Annotated in this window: 16 protein-coding genes; 9 read left to right on the top strand and 7 right to left on the bottom strand. The window is 75.1% G+C overall.

Annotated features, from left to right (window positions below; genetic code table 11):
- The first annotated feature begins 8 nt into the window (after window positions 1–8).
- Window positions 9–968 (top strand): prolyl aminopeptidase, encoded by a 960-nt coding sequence (gene pip / locus ACFXHB_RS06815; protein ID WP_380572713.1) that lies wholly within the window; start codon window positions 9–11, stop codon window positions 966–968.
- Between the two features lie 110 nt (window positions 969–1,078).
- On the opposite strand, the gene ACFXHB_RS06820 is transcribed toward pip, so the two are convergent.
- From ACFXHB_RS06820 to ACFXHB_RS06835, 4 genes are all read right to left on the bottom strand, one after another.
- Complete coding sequence (locus tag ACFXHB_RS06820; RefSeq protein WP_380572715.1) at window positions 1,079–2,179, bottom strand: FAD-dependent oxidoreductase; 1,101 nt, start codon at window positions 2,177–2,179, stop codon at window positions 1,079–1,081.
- 194 nt (window positions 2,180–2,373) lie between these two features.
- A complete protein-coding gene (locus ACFXHB_RS06825) occupies window positions 2,374–2,763 on the bottom strand; it encodes a roadblock/LC7 domain-containing protein (RefSeq protein WP_380572716.1) in 390 nt (129 codons plus the stop codon).
- Window positions 2,760–3,755 carry a hypothetical protein gene (locus tag ACFXHB_RS06830; RefSeq protein WP_380572718.1) on the bottom strand — a complete coding sequence of 332 codons (996 nt, stop codon included), beginning with the start codon at window positions 3,753–3,755 and terminating at the stop codon, window positions 2,760–2,762. The genes ACFXHB_RS06825 and ACFXHB_RS06830 overlap by 4 nt, the downstream gene beginning before the upstream one ends.
- Window positions 3,752–4,111: a hypothetical protein gene (locus ACFXHB_RS06835; RefSeq protein ID WP_380572719.1), complete on the bottom strand. Its 360-nt coding sequence runs from the start codon at window positions 4,109–4,111 to the stop codon at window positions 3,752–3,754. The genes ACFXHB_RS06830 and ACFXHB_RS06835 overlap by 4 nt, the downstream gene beginning before the upstream one ends.
- A 143-nt stretch (window positions 4,112–4,254) precedes the next feature.
- Here ACFXHB_RS06835 and ACFXHB_RS06840 point away from each other — a divergent pair, with 143 nt between their 5' ends.
- Both ACFXHB_RS06840 and ACFXHB_RS06845 read left to right on the top strand, forming a co-directional pair.
- The gene (locus ACFXHB_RS06840; protein ID WP_380572720.1) at window positions 4,255–4,620 is read left to right on the top strand and encodes a hypothetical protein; all 366 of its coding nucleotides are present in this window, start codon (window positions 4,255–4,257) and stop codon (window positions 4,618–4,620) included.
- 726 nt (window positions 4,621–5,346) lie between these two features.
- Window positions 5,347–6,261, top strand: coding sequence for a spherulation-specific family 4 protein (locus ACFXHB_RS06845; RefSeq protein WP_380572722.1), 915 nt, complete (start codon window positions 5,347–5,349; stop codon window positions 6,259–6,261).
- A gap of 26 nt (window positions 6,262–6,287) precedes the next feature.
- Here the strand turns inward: ACFXHB_RS06845 and ACFXHB_RS06850 are convergent, their stop codons facing one another.
- Both ACFXHB_RS06850 and ACFXHB_RS06855 read right to left on the bottom strand, forming a co-directional pair.
- Window positions 6,288–7,703 carry a glutamate-cysteine ligase family protein gene (locus ACFXHB_RS06850; protein WP_380572723.1) on the bottom strand — a complete coding sequence of 472 codons (1,416 nt, stop codon included), beginning with the start codon at window positions 7,701–7,703 and terminating at the stop codon, window positions 6,288–6,290.
- Window positions 7,700–9,226 (bottom strand): flavin monoamine oxidase family protein, encoded by a 1,527-nt coding sequence (locus tag ACFXHB_RS06855; protein ID WP_380572725.1) that lies wholly within the window; start codon window positions 9,224–9,226, stop codon window positions 7,700–7,702. Before ACFXHB_RS06855 ends, ACFXHB_RS06850 begins: the two co-directional genes overlap by 4 nt.
- 489 nt (window positions 9,227–9,715) lie before the next feature.
- Here ACFXHB_RS06855 and ACFXHB_RS06860 point away from each other — a divergent pair, with 489 nt between their 5' ends.
- The 6 genes from ACFXHB_RS06860 (at window position 9,716) to ACFXHB_RS06885 (ending at window position 16,243) form a co-directional block, all read left to right on the top strand.
- The gene (locus ACFXHB_RS06860) at window positions 9,716–10,018 is read left to right on the top strand and encodes a putative quinol monooxygenase (RefSeq protein ID WP_380572726.1); all 303 of its coding nucleotides are present in this window, start codon (window positions 9,716–9,718) and stop codon (window positions 10,016–10,018) included.
- A 474-nt stretch (window positions 10,019–10,492) separates the two neighbouring features.
- Window positions 10,493–11,650, top strand: a complete 1,158-nt coding sequence (locus ACFXHB_RS06865) for a serine hydrolase domain-containing protein (protein WP_380572728.1) — start codon at window positions 10,493–10,495, stop codon at window positions 11,648–11,650.
- 198 nt (window positions 11,651–11,848) lie between these two features.
- Complete coding sequence (locus ACFXHB_RS06870; RefSeq protein ID WP_380572730.1) at window positions 11,849–12,136, top strand: hypothetical protein; 288 nt, start codon at window positions 11,849–11,851, stop codon at window positions 12,134–12,136.
- Window positions 12,137–12,388: 252 nt separating this feature from the next.
- Entirely contained in the window at window positions 12,389–13,621 is a 1,233-nt protein-coding gene (locus ACFXHB_RS06875; RefSeq protein WP_380572731.1) for a serine hydrolase domain-containing protein, read from the top strand.
- 370 nt (window positions 13,622–13,991) lie between these two features.
- Window positions 13,992–15,602 (top strand): threonine/serine exporter ThrE family protein, encoded by a 1,611-nt coding sequence (locus tag ACFXHB_RS06880; protein ID WP_380572733.1) that lies wholly within the window; start codon window positions 13,992–13,994, stop codon window positions 15,600–15,602.
- 134 nt (window positions 15,603–15,736) lie between these two features.
- The gene (locus tag ACFXHB_RS06885; RefSeq protein ID WP_380572734.1) at window positions 15,737–16,243 is read left to right on the top strand and encodes a DUF6328 family protein; all 507 of its coding nucleotides are present in this window, start codon (window positions 15,737–15,739) and stop codon (window positions 16,241–16,243) included.
- A gap of 68 nt (window positions 16,244–16,311) precedes the next feature.
- On the opposite strand, the gene ACFXHB_RS06890 is transcribed toward ACFXHB_RS06885, so the two are convergent.
- Window positions 16,312–16,722: an RICIN domain-containing protein gene (locus ACFXHB_RS06890; protein WP_380572736.1), complete on the bottom strand. Its 411-nt coding sequence runs from the start codon at window positions 16,720–16,722 to the stop codon at window positions 16,312–16,314.
- Window positions 16,723–17,104 lie beyond the last annotated feature (382 nt).

The following is a 17,104-nucleotide window of genomic DNA, read 5'->3' on the forward strand; positions in this document are numbered from 1 at the left end:
CGACGGTCATGGTTGATCTCTACCCTCCCACCGATCCCTACGACAGCGGATTCCTCGACACGGGCGACGGCAACCGCGTCTACTACGAACAGCTGGGCAACCCCGGGGGCAAGCCCGCCCTGTCCGTCCACGGCGGCCCGGGGGCGGGCGCGTCGCGGCAGCCGATGAGGGCGTGGGACCCCGCGTGCTACCGCCTGGTCCGCTTCGACCAGCGCAACTGCGGTCGCAGCACCCCGCACGCCAGCGACCCGGCGGCGGACATGAGCCTGAACACCACACGGCACCTGATCGACGACATCGAGCGACTGCGTGAACACCTCGGCATCGAACGCTGGTTGCTGGCCGGCGGCTCCTGGGGCGCGACCCTGGTCCTGGCGTACGCGCAGCAGCACCCCGAGCGGGTCAGCGAGATCTCCCTCCAGGCGGTGACGATGACCCGCCCCTCCGAGACCTACTGGCTCTACCGGGGCGCCGGGCGCTTCTACCCCGAGGCGTGGGACCGGTTCCGCGACGGCGTCCCCGCCGACGAGCGGGACGGTGACCTGGTCGCGGCCTACGCGCGGCTGATGGAGCACCCCGACCGGGCGGTCCGGGCGAAGGCCGCCGCCGACTGGCTCGCCTGGGAGGACGCGGTCATCTCGAACGAGCCCAACGGCGTGCCCGGCATGTACAGCGATCGCGAGGTCGACGCGCAGATCGCCTTCGTCCGGATCTGCGCCCACTTCTTCAGCCACGGCGCCTGGCTGGAGGAGGACCAACTGCTGCGCGACGCCCACAAGCTGGCCGGCATCCCGGGCACGCTGGTGCACGGCCGGCACGACATGGGCAGCCCGGTGGAGTCGGCCTGGGCGTTGGCGAAGGCGTGGCCGGACGCGCGGCTCCAGATCTTCGAGGACGCCGGGCACACCGGGAGCGAGGCGATGAAGGTGGCGGCCAGGGCGGCCGTCGAGGCGTTCAAGCACCGGTGACCCCGGGGGCCGCGACGGCCCGCCCACACGAGGGTCCCGCCGCCGCGACGGCCCGCCCACGCGAGGGTCCCGCCGACCGCGCGATCGGGCCGGCGGGACCGGGCGGTCCGTCAGCGCGACCGGGCGGCACCGAGAGCGAAGCGGCTCGCGGCCGGGTGGCCCTCGACCAGGTCCGCGGCCAGCTCGCCGAGCACCGGCGCGAACTTGAAGCCGTGCCCGGAGAACCCGGCCAGGACGGTCACCGGGCCGCGCCGGTCGATGACGAAGTCGTGGTCCGGAGTGGTGGTGTACAGGCAGGTGCTCGCCGTCGGGGCGCTGTGGTCGACGCCCGGCAGCCAGCGCCGCGCGTACTCCCGCACCTCCTCCACCGCGGCCCGGTCGGGGCGGTCCACGCGGTGGTCGGGGTCGACGACCGGTCCGACGCCGTGGAAGCCGACCTTGACGCCGTCGGCGCTGCCGAGCCCGTACACACCGGCGGCCGAGGCCAGCCGCGCCCCGCCGTGGTGGATGAAGCTCGGCCAGTCCAGCGGCGCGGCGGCCGGGAAGTGCACCGGTCGCTCCTCGGTCACCCGCATCGGCGGCAGGCCGGGCACGAGGTCCGACAGCAGGCCCGGCGCCCACCCGCCGACCGCCACCACGACGTGCTCGGCGCGGATCGCCTCCGCGTCGTCGGTCACCAGCTCGACGCCCCGGTCGCGCACGGTGAGCCGGCCGATCCGGACGCCGTGCCGGACGACGGCGCCGTGCCCGACGGCCGCGCGCTGGAACGCCGCCACGCAGTGATCGGCGTGCAGCCGCCCGGCCTCGGGGTGGAACAGTGCGGAGGTGTCGGCCCGCAGTCCGGGCCATCGCTCGGCCACCTGTGCGGGGTCGAGCAGCTCGGCGGGCCGCCCGGCGGCGGTCAGCGCCCCGTACAGGTCCGAGGTCACGGCTGCCGGACCGTGGTCCACCGCGCCGGTGAGGGCCAGGAGTTCGGCGTCCGCCTCCTTCTCCAGCCGTCGCCAGAGCGGCAGCGCCCGGACGGCGAGGTCGACGTAGAAGGCCTCCGGGTAGGCCAGCCGGAAGATCCGCGAGCTGCCGTGCGAACTGCCCCGGTCGTGTCCCGGCGCGAACTGCTCCAGGAGCGTGACCCGGTGGCCCCGCGCGGCGAGCCGCCAGGCCGCCGAGGAGCCCATCACCCCGCCCCCGACGACAACGACATCACCGGTCATGCGTACTCCGTGACATGCGGACTCCGTAAGGTGTCGGGCGGCCCGTGGGGCCCGCGTGGCGCCGGCGCCCCCGGGAGGGAGCGACCGCGCTCCCCGACCGGCGGACGGCGCGCTCCGGTCGCGGTCACCGGAGACTACCGTGGGCCGGTGCTTCGGTCGACACCCGTCCACCGGGGGCCCGGCACCGGACCGGCCTACAACGCCGGGACCGTCCCGAGCAGTTCGCCCAGCCGCTGGATCGTGGCGGGAGCCTCGCGGTGCAGGCCGGCGACGTCCAGGCCCTCGTCGCCGAGGATCATCAGGAGCGCCTGTTCGCCGATCGCCAGCACCACTACGTAGCCGCCGTTGCAGCGGGTGACCACGTCGCGCAGGCCGCCCAGGCCGACCTCGGCGGCGGTGCGCCGGCCGAGTCCGAGCATGGCGGCCGACAGGGCGGAGGCCGACTCGGGGTGGACCGCGGCCGTGTCGGCGGCCACCAGCAGGCCGTCGGCGGTCGAGATGACACTCTCGGAGATGCCCATGACCCGCTCACGGAGGGTCTTCAACTCGTCGACGAGTGCTGCGGGTGACGTCTGGCTGCTCATGGTGCGCTCTTCTCGGTCTCTTCGGTCGTCTCGGTGCGCTCGGCGCGGTGATCGTTCGGGGGTTCGTCGGAAGCGGCGGCCGGGCCCTCGGGCCGGGCGGGCGGCCCGGTGAGGTCGGTGGGCGCGGCGGGACCGCCCCGGCCCTCGGGACCGCGCCGTCCGGGTGTGCGGCGCGGCAGCGGTCCGGTGGCGGCCGGCGGCGGGCCGGTGTGCGGTGCGCGCGGCGCCACGCTCGGCACCGCGCCGGCGGGCAGCGCCGGTTCGCGGTGGAGCAACTGCCGGGCGTCCATCCGGACCAGGTCGAGCAGCACCGCGAACAGTCCTCGCCCGAGGGTGAACCCGATGTCGCGCGCGGTGCGCCGGCCGGTGGCGGCGACCAGGATGTCCCGGTAGCGGCCCGGGATCAGCGGCGCCTTCGACTCGGCCTGGGCGGCGGGGCGGATCCGGCGGCGGGCCAGTTCGCCGGGCGGGCCCCAGAGGTCGGTCACCAGGGCCACCCGCCGGCCGGTCTCCTCGAACAGCCGCCGGGGTTCGATCCCGGGGCGCAGCGCGATCCGCGCGGGGGCGGCCGCCTCGACCACCTCCCAACTGCCGGGCGGACTCAGCACCAGGGCGAAGGCGCCGTCGAAGGCGGCGGCCGCGCACACGGTCTCCAGCTCGGCGGCGCCGATCGACCCCTGCGCCACCAGCGCGGCACCGAGGTCGCCGGCGCGCGGCCCGGGCGCGGCGGCCGCGGTCGTCGCGGCGGCGGCCCAGTCCGCCTCGCCTACGCGCCGGGACTTCAGCAGCAGGGTCTCGACGGTCGGGGCACCGGGCGTGTCGATCGCGGTCACCAACCCCTGCTCCAGGTGGATCGTGCCGCCCGGCGCGCTGGAGACGACGACCGAGCCGGTGAAGTCGTCCTGGCGCAGGGTCAGCAGCAGGGCCGGGACATTGCGGACGGCGGGGGCCACCGGCGTGGCCGGCCGAGGGGTCGGGGTGCCGTCCGTCATGCCAGCAGGTCCCGTGCGTGGTCGGCGCTCTGGCGGATCGCCAGCGCCAGGTTGGTCCGCTCGCGGTCCAGCACGGTGGCCAGCAACAGGGGGTCGCCCTGCCGGTGCACCACCTGGACGACGTGGTGATGGCGGGTGCTGGTGACCACCAGGCTCTCCAACTCGCCCTCCGCTCCGGCCTCGCACAGCCGCTCGCTGATCAGACCGGTCAGCTCGGCGAGCTCGGCACCGGTCCCGAGCAGTCGGTGCTCCCCGACCGACCGGTGGTCGAGGCCCGTGACGGCGTCGACCAGAGCGGCGCCGACCACTCCGGGGGAGTCGAGCACATCGGAGAGGGAAGCTTCGAGCGCGTGCACCAGTACCCCTTCACATTCTGAACCGCTGGCAGCGTACTTTATTTCACCATTTCCGTGCGGTGGCCACACCACATGACCTTCTTGCTACTTTGTTCCTGCACACGGGGGTTCCGCCCGGACGGCACGCAAAGGACGAACGGTTCATGAACATTGACGGCGCGCTCACCGACGCGATGAGTATCGAGGGTGCCATCGGGGTGGCCCTGGTCGACTACGAGAGCGGTATGGCGCTCGGCCTTCTCGGCGGGAACCAGCAGCTCGACCTGGAGATCGCGGCGGCCAGCAACACCGAGGTCGTCCGCGCGAAGATGCGGGCCATGGCCGCGCTGTCGATCGACGACGTGATCGAGGACATGCTGATCACGCTCGGCGGCCAGTACCACCTGATCAGGCCACTGTCGGGCGCCCGCGGCTCCCTCTTCCTGTACCTGGCGCTGGACCGCTCGCGGGCCAACCTGGCGCTCGCCCGGCACGGCCTCAAGCGCATCGAGGCCGGGCTGGACGTCTAGCCGCCCGCCGTGGGCGGGCGGCCCCCGCCCGGGGAAATCCGGCGGACCGCGCGTCACCCGGCAATGGCCGGGCGGAATGTAGACGATGCGTGATGAACCGACTACCGCGATCGGCCCGTGGAAGAGGGGTCGGGATGTCATGGACAAGCACCGGACGGGTAATGGCGTGACTTTCCGATGACAGGGCGTCATATTCTTCCATTGTTCCGGCGCGCGGCCGGAACCCCGGAGTGCGGGGAGCCCGGAAATCGGCGCGGCGAATAGTACGCACGGTGTTTCCGCGGTGACGCAGAATCAGCGGTGCCGCACGGGGCCGGCGCCCCGTGGGTCGGCGCGCGGTCGCCGGTCGCCACCCGCGTGCCCGACTGCCGGGCCGCCCCGCGCCGGGCTGTTCCGGTCCGGTCGGCCGGCGGCCGGCGGTGGACCTCGGAGGACCGGACAGGTCCGGCCAGGGCGGCGCGCCGACGGGGGAGACCTTTCGACAGTTGACCGGGCCGGTGCGGTCGGCACCGGCCCGGTGGTGGGGCTGGGGAGCACCGAAGTTCCCACTGTTATCCCGAAGTTGGCCACCCTGGGTGGGGCGGACCGGTAGGAATGGGGGCGTTCGGCCCGCCCGGGCCGGGCGGCGGGGGAGGCCGGGTGCGGAGACGGCCGCACCCGGGCACCGCGGGGCTGTCGCCCCCGCGTCCCTCCCGCCGACTGCCAGCTCTCCGATCGAGGGGCACCATGCGTGCGTTCACCAAGACCCTGCCCGTCCTGCTGGCCGGCGCGGCACTCACCGCCACGGCCCTGGCACCCGCCGCGACGGCGTCACCCGGCGGGGCCGCCCCGGTGACCGGCGACAGACCGCGGGGCCTGGAGGTAGCCGTCCCGGCCTACGTCCTACCGGGCGATCCGATGCTGGCCGGCCTGTCGGCCGCCCGCCCGGCGCCGTCGATCGTGATCCTCAACCCGTTCAACGGCTACGCCCCGTTCGACGCCACCTGGCAGGCGCAGGCGGACGCCCTGCGGGCCGGCGTCACCGCGCACGGCGGCCGTACCCGGGTCCTCGGCTACGTCGACACGGCCCACGGGACGATCCCGCAGGCCACCGTCCGGGCCACGGTGGACAACTACCTCAGGACCGCCGACCACCGGTTGCACGTCGACGGCATCTTCTTCGACCAGACCCCGCGGGACTGCGGGGCGGGCAACGCCGCCCGCGACTACTACGCGAACCTGCGCGCCTACGTCCAGGAGACCGTCTACGCGGTGTCACCGCAGGCCCAGGACCTGGTGGTGGACAACCCGGGCACCGCGGTCGCGGACTGCTACCTGGAGCCGGGCCACCGCACGGCGGACGTCTTCGTGACCTTCGAGGGCAGCCACGCCGACTACACCGGTGGCTGGTTGGGCGGCAACGTCTTCAACTACACCACCGGCTACTACTCCGGCGCGACTCTGGACCCGAGCGGGACGGCGTTCTGGCACCTGGTGTACGACACCCCGGACACCGCCGCCATGCGCGCCACCCTGGACACGGCGTTCACCCGCGGCGCCGGCTACGTCTACGCCACCGACGACGCACTGGACATCCCCTGGGACGCCACCCCTGGGTGGGGCTTCGGCACCGAGACCGGCTACGCGGCCGCCAAGGGCTGACGGGGCACCCGGTCGGTCGCCGCCCGTCAGGGCCGGATCCGGTAGGCGGCGACGTACCGCGCGGGGTCGCCCCGCAGGTCGCTCTCCCAGCGGGCGAGGCACTGCTCGGCGAAGGTGCGGCCGGTCGCGAGGATCTCGTCCAGCGGTTCCAGGTGGCCGAGTACCCCGGGGGGTTCGAGTCCGTCCCGGACCCGGGCGGTGAGGCCCGCGCGGGCCAGTCGGACCAGTTCGGCGGCGAGTTCGCCGACCGGCGATCCGCCGAGACGCGCGCGCGGGCCCTCGTACGGGAGGGCGTCCAGGAGGGCCTGGTACTCGGCGGCGGTGTGGTGGCGCAGCAACTGCCAGGCGGCCCGGCAGGACGGCGGGTGGTAGCCGAGCCCGACCCACAGGGCGGCGAGGGCGGGGATGCCTCGGTGGGGCGGTCCGTCGGCGCTGCGGAGTTCGAACGTGCGGCGGACCCGGACGTCCGTCCAGATCTGCGAGAGGTGGGAGTTCCAGTGGGCGGCGGTCGGCACCGAGCCGTCGTCGAAGCCGTCGGCCAGCAGCTCGGCGAACGGTCGGTCCGGGGCGATCCGGTAGCGGCCGTCCGCCGTCCGGTAGTAGATCATCGGGATCCGCAGCGCCCAGTCGACGATGTCGTCGACGCTCACGTCCGGGTGCAGGGCCGGACGCAGGAGGCCGCAGCGCCGAGGGTCCATCCGCAGCCACCCGTACGAGCGGTGCGACAGCATCCCGTTGGAACGCCCGCCGGTGAGAGGTGAGTTGACGAGCAGGGCGGCCACCACCGGGGCGGCCGCGACGAGCATCCTGAGCTTGTGGGCGAAGTCCTCGGCCGAGAGGTGGTCCAGGTGCACCTGGGTCGAGAGCGACATCGACATGATCGTGGTGGCCCGGGCGGCGGGCTCGCCGGTGCGGGCGAAGAAGTCCCGCATCACGGCGCCCCGGCTCATCGGGACCCAGGGGACGGTCTCCAGCCGCTCGAAGGGGAGTTGGGCGCCCGGCAGCAGTGCCAGGCCGAACCGGTCGGCCAGGGCCGCCAGCCGGCGCAGCGCCGCCTCGGCGTCGGCGACGGCCCGGCCCAGGCCGACGACCGGCGCGGAGGAGTACTCCAGCTGGCCGCCGTGCTCCAGGCTGAGCCCGCTGCCGTCGGGCAGGGCGACGCCGGTCAGCGTGCCGGCGTCGGCCCGGGGCTCGCCACCCCACTCGGCGAGCGCCGTCGCCAGGACGGACCGGACGCCGCGGGCCCCCTCGTACCGGGCGGCGCGGCCGGTCTCCGGGTCGACCAGGCCGGTCTCGATCTCCAGTCCGACCCGTTCGACGGGCGTGGCGGCGCGGGCGAAGGGGGCCCGCAGGGCCTCGCCGTCCAGCGCGGGCGGCCCGGGGGTGTGCGGCCCGGGGGTGTGCGGCCCGGGATGGTCGCCCCGGGCGGGCGCGCCGGTCACGCCGCCCTCGCGGTGGCGCCGAGCGCGACCTGGCTCCCGCGGTCGAGCAGCCGGCCGACCACCGTGAGGGCCGACTGCGCGGCGCCCTGGCACCAGGCGTGCGCGCCGGACAGGTGCTCGCCCGCGAAGTAGATCCGGGGGTCGTCCAGCGGATGCGGGTCGCCGAGCACGGCCAGGTGGCGCAGGTGCTCGCCGGGTGCGAGATGCGCGAACGCGCCGCCCACACCGGCCTGTTCGTCCCAGTTCCAGTGCACGATGTCGTCCACGTCGGAGCGGATCCCGGGGTGCAGCTGCTCCAGGCAGTCCAGGACCAGCCGGTCGCGGTCGGCCGGCGCCAGCGCGGTGAAGCGCCGCGCGTTGGCGCCCCAGAGGTAGGCGCCGAGCAGGGCCGCGGGCTCCTCGGAACGCCGTCGGTCCCGTGCCACCCAGTGCGGGCCGCCGTCGTCGATCCGGTGGGTCACCTGGCGGGCGTTGTCCGAGGGGTACCAGCACTGCTGGATCGGCAGGTCGGTGAAGCTGCCGCCGCCGAAGATCCCGTCCTGCGACTCCCACCGGCGGTGGGTCAGGTGCAGCAGGGTCTTCGCGCTGCTGGCGTAGCTGATGCCGCGGATGGCGTGGCGCTGCGGGTTCGGCAGCCCGGGCCGGACGGTGATCCGTTCGAGCACGGGGGCCGGGACGCAGCACACCGCGAAGTCGGCGTGGTCGGTGAACGGCCGGTCCAGCCGGGTGCCCCGGACCGTCACCCCGGCCGCCGTCACCGCGAGCTCGTCGACCCGGGTGGACAGCAGGAGCGTGCCGGGCGGCAGTTCCCGGACGAAGGCCCGGATCAGGGCGTCCGTGCCGTCGACGAGCTCCAGCTGGCCGGCGTGGAAGAGGCCGAAGTAGTCGACCAGCACCTCCAGGAGGGAGGACTGTTCGTAGTGGGTCAGTCCGGTGGCGTGCCCGACGAAGTCCCAGGCCTCCTGGGAGAGGTGCTTGCTGACGAACTGCCAGAGCGACATCGAGATCAACTGTTCGAGCGCCGGGTCGTCCCAGTGGCCGCGCAGCACGCGCAGTTGCCGGGCGACGCCGAGCTGCGCCCAGACGGTGCCGAGCAGCCGGTCGAGCTGTCCGGCCGGAGGCTGTTCCTCGGTGGGGCGCAGCGCGAACGCGGGGAAGAGCGCGCGGGCGTCGCGCATCCGGCTCCGGCGGCCGCGCAGGTGGTAGAGGGCGGCCGGGTTGTGGTTGACGAACGGGCGGGTCGCGAGGCCGAACCGCCGCACGTAGTGCAGCACGCAGTGGTGGTTGGCGGGGATGCGCATCGCGCCGAGGTCCGCGTGCGTGCCGTCCCAGAACCGGTGGGTCCGGACCCGGCCGCCCGGCCGGCTGGAGCCCTCGTACAGGGTGACGTCGAAGCCGCGACTGTGCAGTTCGTAGGCGCAGACCAGACCCGCGACGCCGGCGCCGACCACGGCGACCCGGTGGCGGGCGTGGGCCGTGCGGCCCAGCAGGTGGTGCGGATACGCGAAGCTCTCGTCGAACATCGGCACCTCTCGGCTGCGGCGGGGTCTCGGACACGGCTCAGCCTGGGACAGGCCGCCGGTGCGGGCCACCCGGGGCCGCTCACTCGGCGTGACGGCCCCGGGCGCGACGCGCGGCGCTGCCGGGCCCTCCAGCGGGACACCGGGGCCCGGCGGCCGTCCGCCGTTCGGGGGAGGCGCCGTCCGGTGGGAGCGCCGGCCCGGCGGCGGAGCGTGTCGTTCGTGTACCGCGCCGCTCGGCCCGCCGCGCCGGCCCCGGCGCGGGGGAGCGCCGTCGGCGTCCTCGGGCCGGCCGGCCGGCGCGGGTGGCGGTCATCGGGCGCGCTGCGCGGCCGCCCCGGATCGGCGGGTGGCCGGGCGGCGCGGCCGAGGAGGTGAACGGCGGCCTCGTCCGGTGCCGGGGTACCGGAGCGCGGCGGGCGGTCGTGCTACGGGTTGCTCCACCGCCGCGGACGCGCGCGGCCACCCGGACGTGATCGGAGAACAGCGGACATGCCATCGAACAAAGGCCTGTTGGTGCGCATCGAGGCGCGGGCGGAGCACGCGGAGGAGGTGGCGGCACTCCTGGCCGGGGCGCTGGACGCGGCCCGCGCCGAGGAGCGGACGGTGACCTGGTTCGCCTTCCGGGAGGGTCCTACGGTGTTCGGGATCTTCGACACCTTCGCCGACGACGCCGGCCGGGCCGCGCACCTGGAGGGCCCGATCGCCGCCGCGCTGATGGAGGTCGCCCCGAGGCTGCTGGCGAGCGGGCCGAGCATCAGCGCCGTCGACGTCCTGGCCGCGAAGCCCTCCTGAGCGAGGCCGGTGCCGCCCCCGGCCTCCGGGCGGTGGCGGCCCGCGGTGGCGGTCCACCTGCGGAGCACCGACGAGACCCTCAAGGCCGCGGCCCACGTGCAGAACGTCGGTTGGAAGGGCACGAACCTCTGGTCGTACGACCAGTGGAGCGGCAGCATCGGCGAGAACCGCTGGACGGAGGGGCTCTGGATCGACATCCGAGCCCGCTCGGCACGTCGCACCGCTGAGCCCGCGAGGACCGGCGGACCGGCGGGCGGCCACCGGGAGCGACGGCGGCTGAACCCGGGCGGGCCCGGGACCCTTCGAGGTCCGGGGCCCGCCCGTCGGGCTGCTCCGATCGGTCGCGGCGGTGTTGCCCCGGCCGGGTGACGGCTGCGGCCGGTCGCCGATGGCCCGGGCGCGGCGGGTGATGCGGTGGGGCGCGGGCGGTGCCCGTACCGCCCCATCCACCGGCACTGCCCCCAGGAGCTCCCCATGCCGCTGACGCGTCCGCGCCTCCGCCCGCTGTTCGCCGTGCTGACCGCCGCCTCGGTGCTGGCCCTGGTGCCCGGTCCGGCCCGGGCCGGCCAGGCGTACGACGAGGCCCGGCTGCAACGGCGTCTGGAGGAACTGGTCGACCGGGCGGACGGCCCGCCCGGAGTCATCGCCGTGCTCCGGCACGGTTCGCACCGGGAGGTGCTGCGGGCCGGGGTGGCCGAGCTGGGGACCGGCCGGCCGCCGCGGCCGACCGACCACATGCGCATCGCCAGCGCGGCCAAGGCCTTCAGCGGAGCGGTGGCGCTCGGCCTGGTCGACCAGGGTCGGCTCGGGCTCGACGACACGCTGGCCCAGCGCCTTCCGGCCCTTCCCGCGGCCTGGGGGGCGGTGACGCTGCGGCAGTTGCTCAACCACACCAGCGGGCTACCGGACTACAGCGGGTCGCCCGAGTTCCGCGCGATCATCCAGGCCGACCCGCACCACCGGTTCGACCCGCACTGTCTGCTCGACTTCGTCGCCGGCCAGGAGCTGGAGTTCACCCCGGGCTCCCGGTACGCGTACTCCAACTCCGACAACATCGCGGTCGCCCTGATGGCCGAGGCCGTCTCCGGCGACCGCTACGAGGACCTGCTGCGCACGGTGGTCTACCGTCCGCTCGGGCTGCGGCAGACCAGCCTTCCGTCGGGCTACCGCCTGCCCCGGCCCTACCTGCACGGCTACGCCGTCCGGCCGCCCGAGGCGCCCGAGGACGTCAGCACGCAGTTCGGGGCCTCCGGAGCCTGGGCCTCCGGCGGGATCGTCTCCACCCCGGACGACCTGGCACGCTTCATGGGCGGGTACGCCGGCGGCCGGCTGATCGGTCCCGTCGTCCGCGGGCAGCAGCTCACCTTCGTCGACGGCGCCTCCGAGCCCGCCGGTCCCGGCCGCAACGAGGCCGGGCTGGCGATCTTCCGCTACACGACCCGGTGCGGCGTGGTCTACGGCCACACCGGCAACACGGCCGGCTACACGCAACTGGCGGTCGGCACGCCCGACGGCAGCCGCTCGCTGGCGTTCTCGGTCACCTCGCAGGTGAACCAGAGCGGTGCCCCGGTCCTGCTGGCCGAACTCCGGGACATCCAGGAGGACTTCGTCTGCGCCTTGCTGGCGCACTGAGGCGGCGGCCCGGTCCGCACCCCGGCCGCCCGGCGCGGCTCCGACTCCCGCACCGGCCGGCCGGACTCGTCCCGGGCCATCCGTGGACCCCGGAGCGGCGGGGCCCGGTGGTGACCCGGTGCGACCGCGGTTGCGCCCTCGGTCCAGCAGCGGAAGCCTGGAATCGCGGGACCTTTCACGATCGCGGGGTGATCAACCATGGCGAAGTTCATGCCCAGGTACGAGGAGGACGACCACCGGATCGAGTTCTGGGAGGTCGAGTTCACCAAGGAGGACTGGGACGAGTTCCACAAGGCGCCGCGCGCGTTCCTCAAGCGCATCACCGAGGCCGAGGGGCGGGAGGTCAACCGCCTCCTCGTCGACGCGTCGCTGTTGGAGGTCGCTCCCGACGGCAGCATCTGCCACGGGCACATCACGAGTTTCCACATCAGGACCGGACCGGAGCGGTCGACCACCGGTTACAGCTGCTCCGGCCTCTGGGAGTAGCCCGCGGCCGACTCCGGCGGCCCCTGCCGCGCTTCGAACGCCCGACACGGCGGGCAGCCGGCGGCACGGACCGCCGCCGCCCGGCCGGACCGGACGGCCGGTGCGACCTCATCTTCCGGTCGTAGCACGACACATCGGGAGACCTCCGGAAGACGGAGGGCGGCCCCCGCCCTGAGGAGGAGGGCGACGGCGGAGGGCGGATGCGAACGTGGCGGTGGAAGGCCCGGTCCGCGGGCCTCGGGAGGGACTGCCATGACCACCGCCCCGTCGCGGCGCCGGTTCGGCGTGCGGATCGCCGCCGCCGTCGTCGCCGGTACCACTGTGCTCGCGCTCGCCCCCGCCGCCGCAGCCCGCTCTTCTGCCACCGCCGCGCGGGCGGAGCCCCGTACGGTCGGTCGGCCGCCGGGCACCGGCCTGCGCGTGGACCTGCGCGGTGAGGTGGAGGCCCTGGTGCGCCAGGGCGGCAGTACCGCCGCCCTGGCCGAGGTCCGCGACCGCGGCCGGGTCGTCTGGCGCGGCACGGCCGGCACCGCCGACCTGGCCCTCGGCGATCCGGTGCGCGCCGACAGCCGGTTCCGGACCGGCAGCGTCACCAAGACCTTCGTCGCCACCGTGGTGCTCCAACTGGTCGGCGAGGGAAGGATCCGCCTGGACGACCCGATCGGGCACGGGCTGCCCGGCGAGGTACCCGGCGGCGACGCGATCACGGTGCGGCAGCTGCTGAACCACACCAGCGGCCTCGCCAACTACCTCGACGACCCCCGGTTCGCCTTCCGCGACGAGGCGAGCGTGCGCCGGTACCTGGCCGAGGGCCGCTGGACCGACTACCGGCCGCAGCAGCTCGTGGACATCGCCAACAGTCGCCCGCCGTACTTCGAACCGGGCCGGGACTGGCACTACTCCAACACCAACTACGTCCTGCTCGGCATGCTGATCGAGCGGACCACCGGCCGGACGTGGCGGCAGGAGGTGAGCGAGCGGGTCCTGCGGCCGCTCGGTCTCCGGGACACCTTCCTGCCGGTCTCCGACACCCGCGTCCCCGGCCCGCACGCCCACACCTACGTCCAACTGCCGGAGGGTCCGGCCGACCTCACCCGGTTGAACCCGAGCGTCGCGGACGCCTCCGGCAGTGCGATCTCGACCGTCGGCGACCTCAACCGGTTCCACGCCGCGCTGTTCGGCGGGCGCCTGTTGCGCCCGGCCGAGTTCGCCGAGATGACCACCACCGTCCCGGTGGCGGAGCTGCGCGGCGGGTACGGCCTCGGCGTGGCCCGGATCGACACCCCGTGCGGCGAGATCTGGGGCCACACCGGCGACATCCGCGGTGCGGAGAGCGCGGTGTTCGGCACCCGCGACGGCAGCCGGCAGTTCGCCCTCTCCTACCAGGCCTACGACCGCGGGGATCCGGGCGCCACCGACCGCGCGTACGAATCCTTCGTGACCGCCGCCGCGTGCGCCCTGGTGGCGCGGCCCGCGGCGGGCTGACCGCCCCTACCGACCGGGCGCCCGCGCCCTTTCCCCGTTGCCCTGTGGCCCCGTCCGCCCGGGCCTCACGCGGCCCGTGACGGCCCGGGAGCCCCTGCGGGCCCTCCGCCGACCGGGTGCCGCCGTGCCGTGCGGCGCCACCCGGTCGGCCGAGCGCACGAAGGGGGACGACCGCCGGGCTCCGCTCCGCGCGCCGCCGTGGGCGTTCTGGCTCACATCACCATGGGTAGCAGAACGGCTACCAGAGGTAGTGGCAACGGTCGCGCACCGCCGCGTACCACCCCCGGCGACCGTACCGGGGACGGCGCGAAGGCCGGCGGTACGACGGTGGGCGTGACGAAGGCCGGCGGTACGACGGTGAGGAGCGGCGGTGTCGAAGCAGTGCCACCCCGGCGGGCAGCCCGGCGCCGGCGACGACGCGCCGGAGCCGGGCGCGCTGCCCGCCCAGCGGCCCGCGCCGTGGCCGGACCGGATGCGGCCGTTGGTCCGGACACCGATGGCCGAACGCCCGGTCGCCATCGGCGCCGGGCCGCAGGAACGGCCCGGCCCGGCCGAGGCCTCGCGCGTCCTCGACCTCGCCCTGCGGGTGGGCGAGTCGCTGCTCGCCAGCGGCGAGTCCGCCGAGGACGTGGAGGGCGCGATGCTGGGCGTCGCCCACGCCTACCGGATCTACCCCTGCGAACCGCAGGTGACCTTCACCCTGGTGGCGATCTCCCACCAGCCGACACCGGACGATCCTCCGCTGACGGCCGAACGGGCGGTCCGCCGCCCGGCCAGCGACTACACCCGGCTCGCCGACGTCTTCCGCCTGGTCTCGGCCATCACGGCCGGCGAGCTGGTGGCGGAGCGCGCGTGCGAGCGGCTGACCGCCCTCACCGCGCACCGCCGGCCGCCGTACCCCGAGTGGCTCCTGGTGCCGGCCTCCGGGCTGCTGGCCGGCTCCGCGACCCTCCTGGTCGGCGGCCGGGCGGACGGCCGGGCCTGGCTGGTCTTCGCGATCGCCTTCGTCGCCGCGCTGGCGGGGGACCGGCTGGCCGCCCTGGTCGCCCGGCACGACCTGCCCGAGTTCTACGGGTTCGTGATCGCGGCGACCCCCGCCGCCGCGATCGGCAGCCTGCTCTCGCTCAACGGGCTCCACCTGTGCGGTTCGGTGGTGATCACCGGCGGGCTGTTCGCCCTGCTCCCCGGCCGTCCCCTGGTGGCCGCCGCGCAGGACGGCCTGACCGGTTTCTACCTCACCGCGGCCGCCCGGCTGCTCGAAGTGCTCTACCTGATGGCCGGCATCGTGATCGGCGTCATGACGGTGCTGTACCTGGGCGTCAGTGGCGACGCGGACCTGACCCCCGACGCGAGGCCGGGCAGCACGGTGAACCTGCCGCTCCAACTGGCGGCCGCGATGCTGGTGGCCCTGGCCTTCGCGGTACTGCTGCGCACCGACCGCGCGACGCTCGCCCTGGTCGTCCTCAACAGCGCGGTCGGCTGGACCACCTACGCCGTCCTGACCGACGCCCGCGTCGAGCCGATCGTGGCCACCGGGCTCGCCGCCGGGCTGGTCGGCCTGTTCGGCCAGTTGATGGCCCGCTACCGGGCCATGTCCGCGCTGCCGCACGTCACGGCGGCCCTCGGCCCGCTGATGCCCGGCGCGGCGCTGTACTTCGGCATGCTCGCCTTCGTCCAGGGCCGCCCCGAGGCCGGGTGCAGCTGGGTCGGCCGCGCGTGTGCCACCGCGATGGCCCTGGCCATCGGGGTCAACCTGGGGGGAGAGGTGGCCCGGCTCTTCCTCCCGGCGTCGGGGCGGGCGTTCACCTCCCGGCGCCCCGCCGGCCGCCACCGCCGGCGCGGCCGCCGCCGCCGCGTACGGAGGCCGTCGCCGCGCGTGGAACCCGCCCCGGCCGCCCGCCGCGGCTCGGCCGGTGCTTCTGCGGCCGGTGCTTCCCCGGCAGGCGACGCGCGGCCGACCGACGTAGGTTTTCGGCGATGACCGAGAACCCGACGGCGACCCCGCGGCGGGTGACGGCGGCGGAGCGTGGCAGCGGGTGACGGGGGTAGGAAACAGGGGCACGCCGCGGGACCTCGACCGGCGAGCCCGGGCGACCGTGCCGGAGGAGGCGAGCGGTGACGGACCAGGGGCCCGGCGGCCCGGCGGCGTCCGGTCGCCACGAGACACCGCAGCAGCGGGCGGACCGTCTCTGGAACGAGACGCTCCAGGAGGTCAGGGTGGCCCAGACGGGCGCCCAGATCCTCTTCGGCTTCCTGGTCGGCGTCGCCTTCACCCCGCGCTTCGCCGCCCTGCCCGACTTCGACCGGAACCTGTACGTGGTCGCCGTCCTCCTCGGCGCCGTCGCCACCGGCGCACTCGTCGCACCGGTGGCCTTCCACCGGTTCCTCACCGGCCACGGCCTCAAGCCCGAACTCGTCCGGGTCGCCGGCCGCCTGATCGCCGTCGGCCTGGTCGCCCTCGCGCTCACCATCACCGCCGCGCTGCTCCTGCTGCTGCGCACCGCGACCGGTGACGCGGCGCTGGCCTGGACCCTCAGCGGCGTCGTGTTCGCCTGGTTCACCGCCACCTGGTTCGTCCTGCCCCAGGTGGTGCTGCGGCGCGCCGGAGCGCCCCGGCGCTGACCCGGCCGGGGCCGCGACCGCCCCGGCTCCGGCGAGGCGCCGGGGCCGGGGCAGCGGGAGGAGGGGCGTCAGGAGAGCAGGCTCCAGGACTGCCCCGCCGCCGATCCGTCGGCCCGGCCGAGGACGACGGGGGACCCGGCGGCGGCCTGCGGGGCGGCCAGGACGAGACCGGTGGCGACGTTGGTGACGGTCAGCGCGCCGGTCGCGGTGTCCTGGACGACGTACCACTTCTGGGCGGGCTCGCCGGGGTCGTAGGCGTTCCGCACCCGGGCGGGCGCGCCCGCCGGTCCGCCGGTCAGCGTGCCGTGGTTCTGCGTACCGGTGTAGCAGTTGTCGGTGATGCGCACCGTGCCGTCCGGGTTCGGGGCGAAGTTCCACTGCTCCGAGGTGTGCGTGCTCCACCAGGTGTTGAGGAGTGCGCGAGTGGGGGGGGTGGGGATCGGCAGTCCATCGCTGTTGAGGTCTGTCTGGAATCCCAACAGAAAGCAACGCAGCATAGGCATAGGGGAAAGCCGCTCTCAAGTGCCTTGCACGGACTCGCCGATGACCGGACCTCAGGCCGGACGGCCCGGTGGAGAGCCTTGGTGGCGTCCTCGTGTCACAGCCGGAACTCGGCCCGACGAGGCGCTTGACGCGCGCCTTTGAGTTGTGTGACATTGCACAGTGCGTTGAAATGAGTTCGGTTCTGATCGCTTATCGAACACGCGCTCAGCTCTTGCCGGGGCCTGGGTGGGGCCGGGCCCCGCTCCCGGGCGCGGGGGGGCGCCCCCCGGGCGCGGGCCCCCCCCCCGCCCCCCCCCGCCCGCCCCCCCCCCCCCCCCCCCCCCCCCCCGAACCGCCGGGCGGCCCGGAACCCGCCCC

This window comes from Kitasatospora sp. NPDC059327 (genome assembly GCF_042752535.1).
GTDB lineage: Bacteria > Actinomycetota > Actinomycetes > Streptomycetales > Streptomycetaceae > Kitasatospora.

What these genes read in the sequence shown, in the direction of transcription:
- ACFXHB_RS06825 (WP_380572716.1), bottom strand. Translation starts at nt 2,763, where the DNA reads ATGAGCAGCCAGACGTCACCCGCAGCACTCGTCGACGAGTTGAAGACC.
- ACFXHB_RS06860 (WP_380572726.1), top strand. Translation starts at nt 9,716, where the DNA reads ATGCCATCGAACAAAGGCCTGTTGGTGCGCATCGAGGCGCGGGCGGAG.
- ACFXHB_RS06840 (WP_380572720.1), top strand. Translation starts at nt 4,255, where the DNA reads ATGAACATTGACGGCGCGCTCACCGACGCGATGAGTATCGAGGGTGCC.
- ACFXHB_RS06875 (WP_380572731.1), top strand. Translation starts at nt 12,389, where the DNA reads ATGACCACCGCCCCGTCGCGGCGCCGGTTCGGCGTGCGGATCGCCGCC.
- ACFXHB_RS06870 (WP_380572730.1), top strand. Translation starts at nt 11,849, where the DNA reads ATGGCGAAGTTCATGCCCAGGTACGAGGAGGACGACCACCGGATCGAG.
- ACFXHB_RS06830 (WP_380572718.1), bottom strand. Translation starts at nt 3,755, where the DNA reads ATGACGGACGGCACCCCGACCCCTCGGCCGGCCACGCCGGTGGCCCCC.
- pip (WP_380572713.1), top strand. Translation starts at nt 9, where the DNA reads ATGGTTGATCTCTACCCTCCCACCGATCCCTACGACAGCGGATTCCTC.
- ACFXHB_RS06855 (WP_380572725.1), bottom strand. Translation starts at nt 9,226, where the DNA reads ATGTTCGACGAGAGCTTCGCGTATCCGCACCACCTGCTGGGCCGCACG.
- ACFXHB_RS06820 (WP_380572715.1), bottom strand. Translation starts at nt 2,179, where the DNA reads ATGACCGGTGATGTCGTTGTCGTCGGGGGCGGGGTGATGGGCTCCTCG.
- ACFXHB_RS06865 (WP_380572728.1), top strand. Translation starts at nt 10,493, where the DNA reads ATGCCGCTGACGCGTCCGCGCCTCCGCCCGCTGTTCGCCGTGCTGACC.
- ACFXHB_RS06845 (WP_380572722.1), top strand. Translation starts at nt 5,347, where the DNA reads ATGCGTGCGTTCACCAAGACCCTGCCCGTCCTGCTGGCCGGCGCGGCA.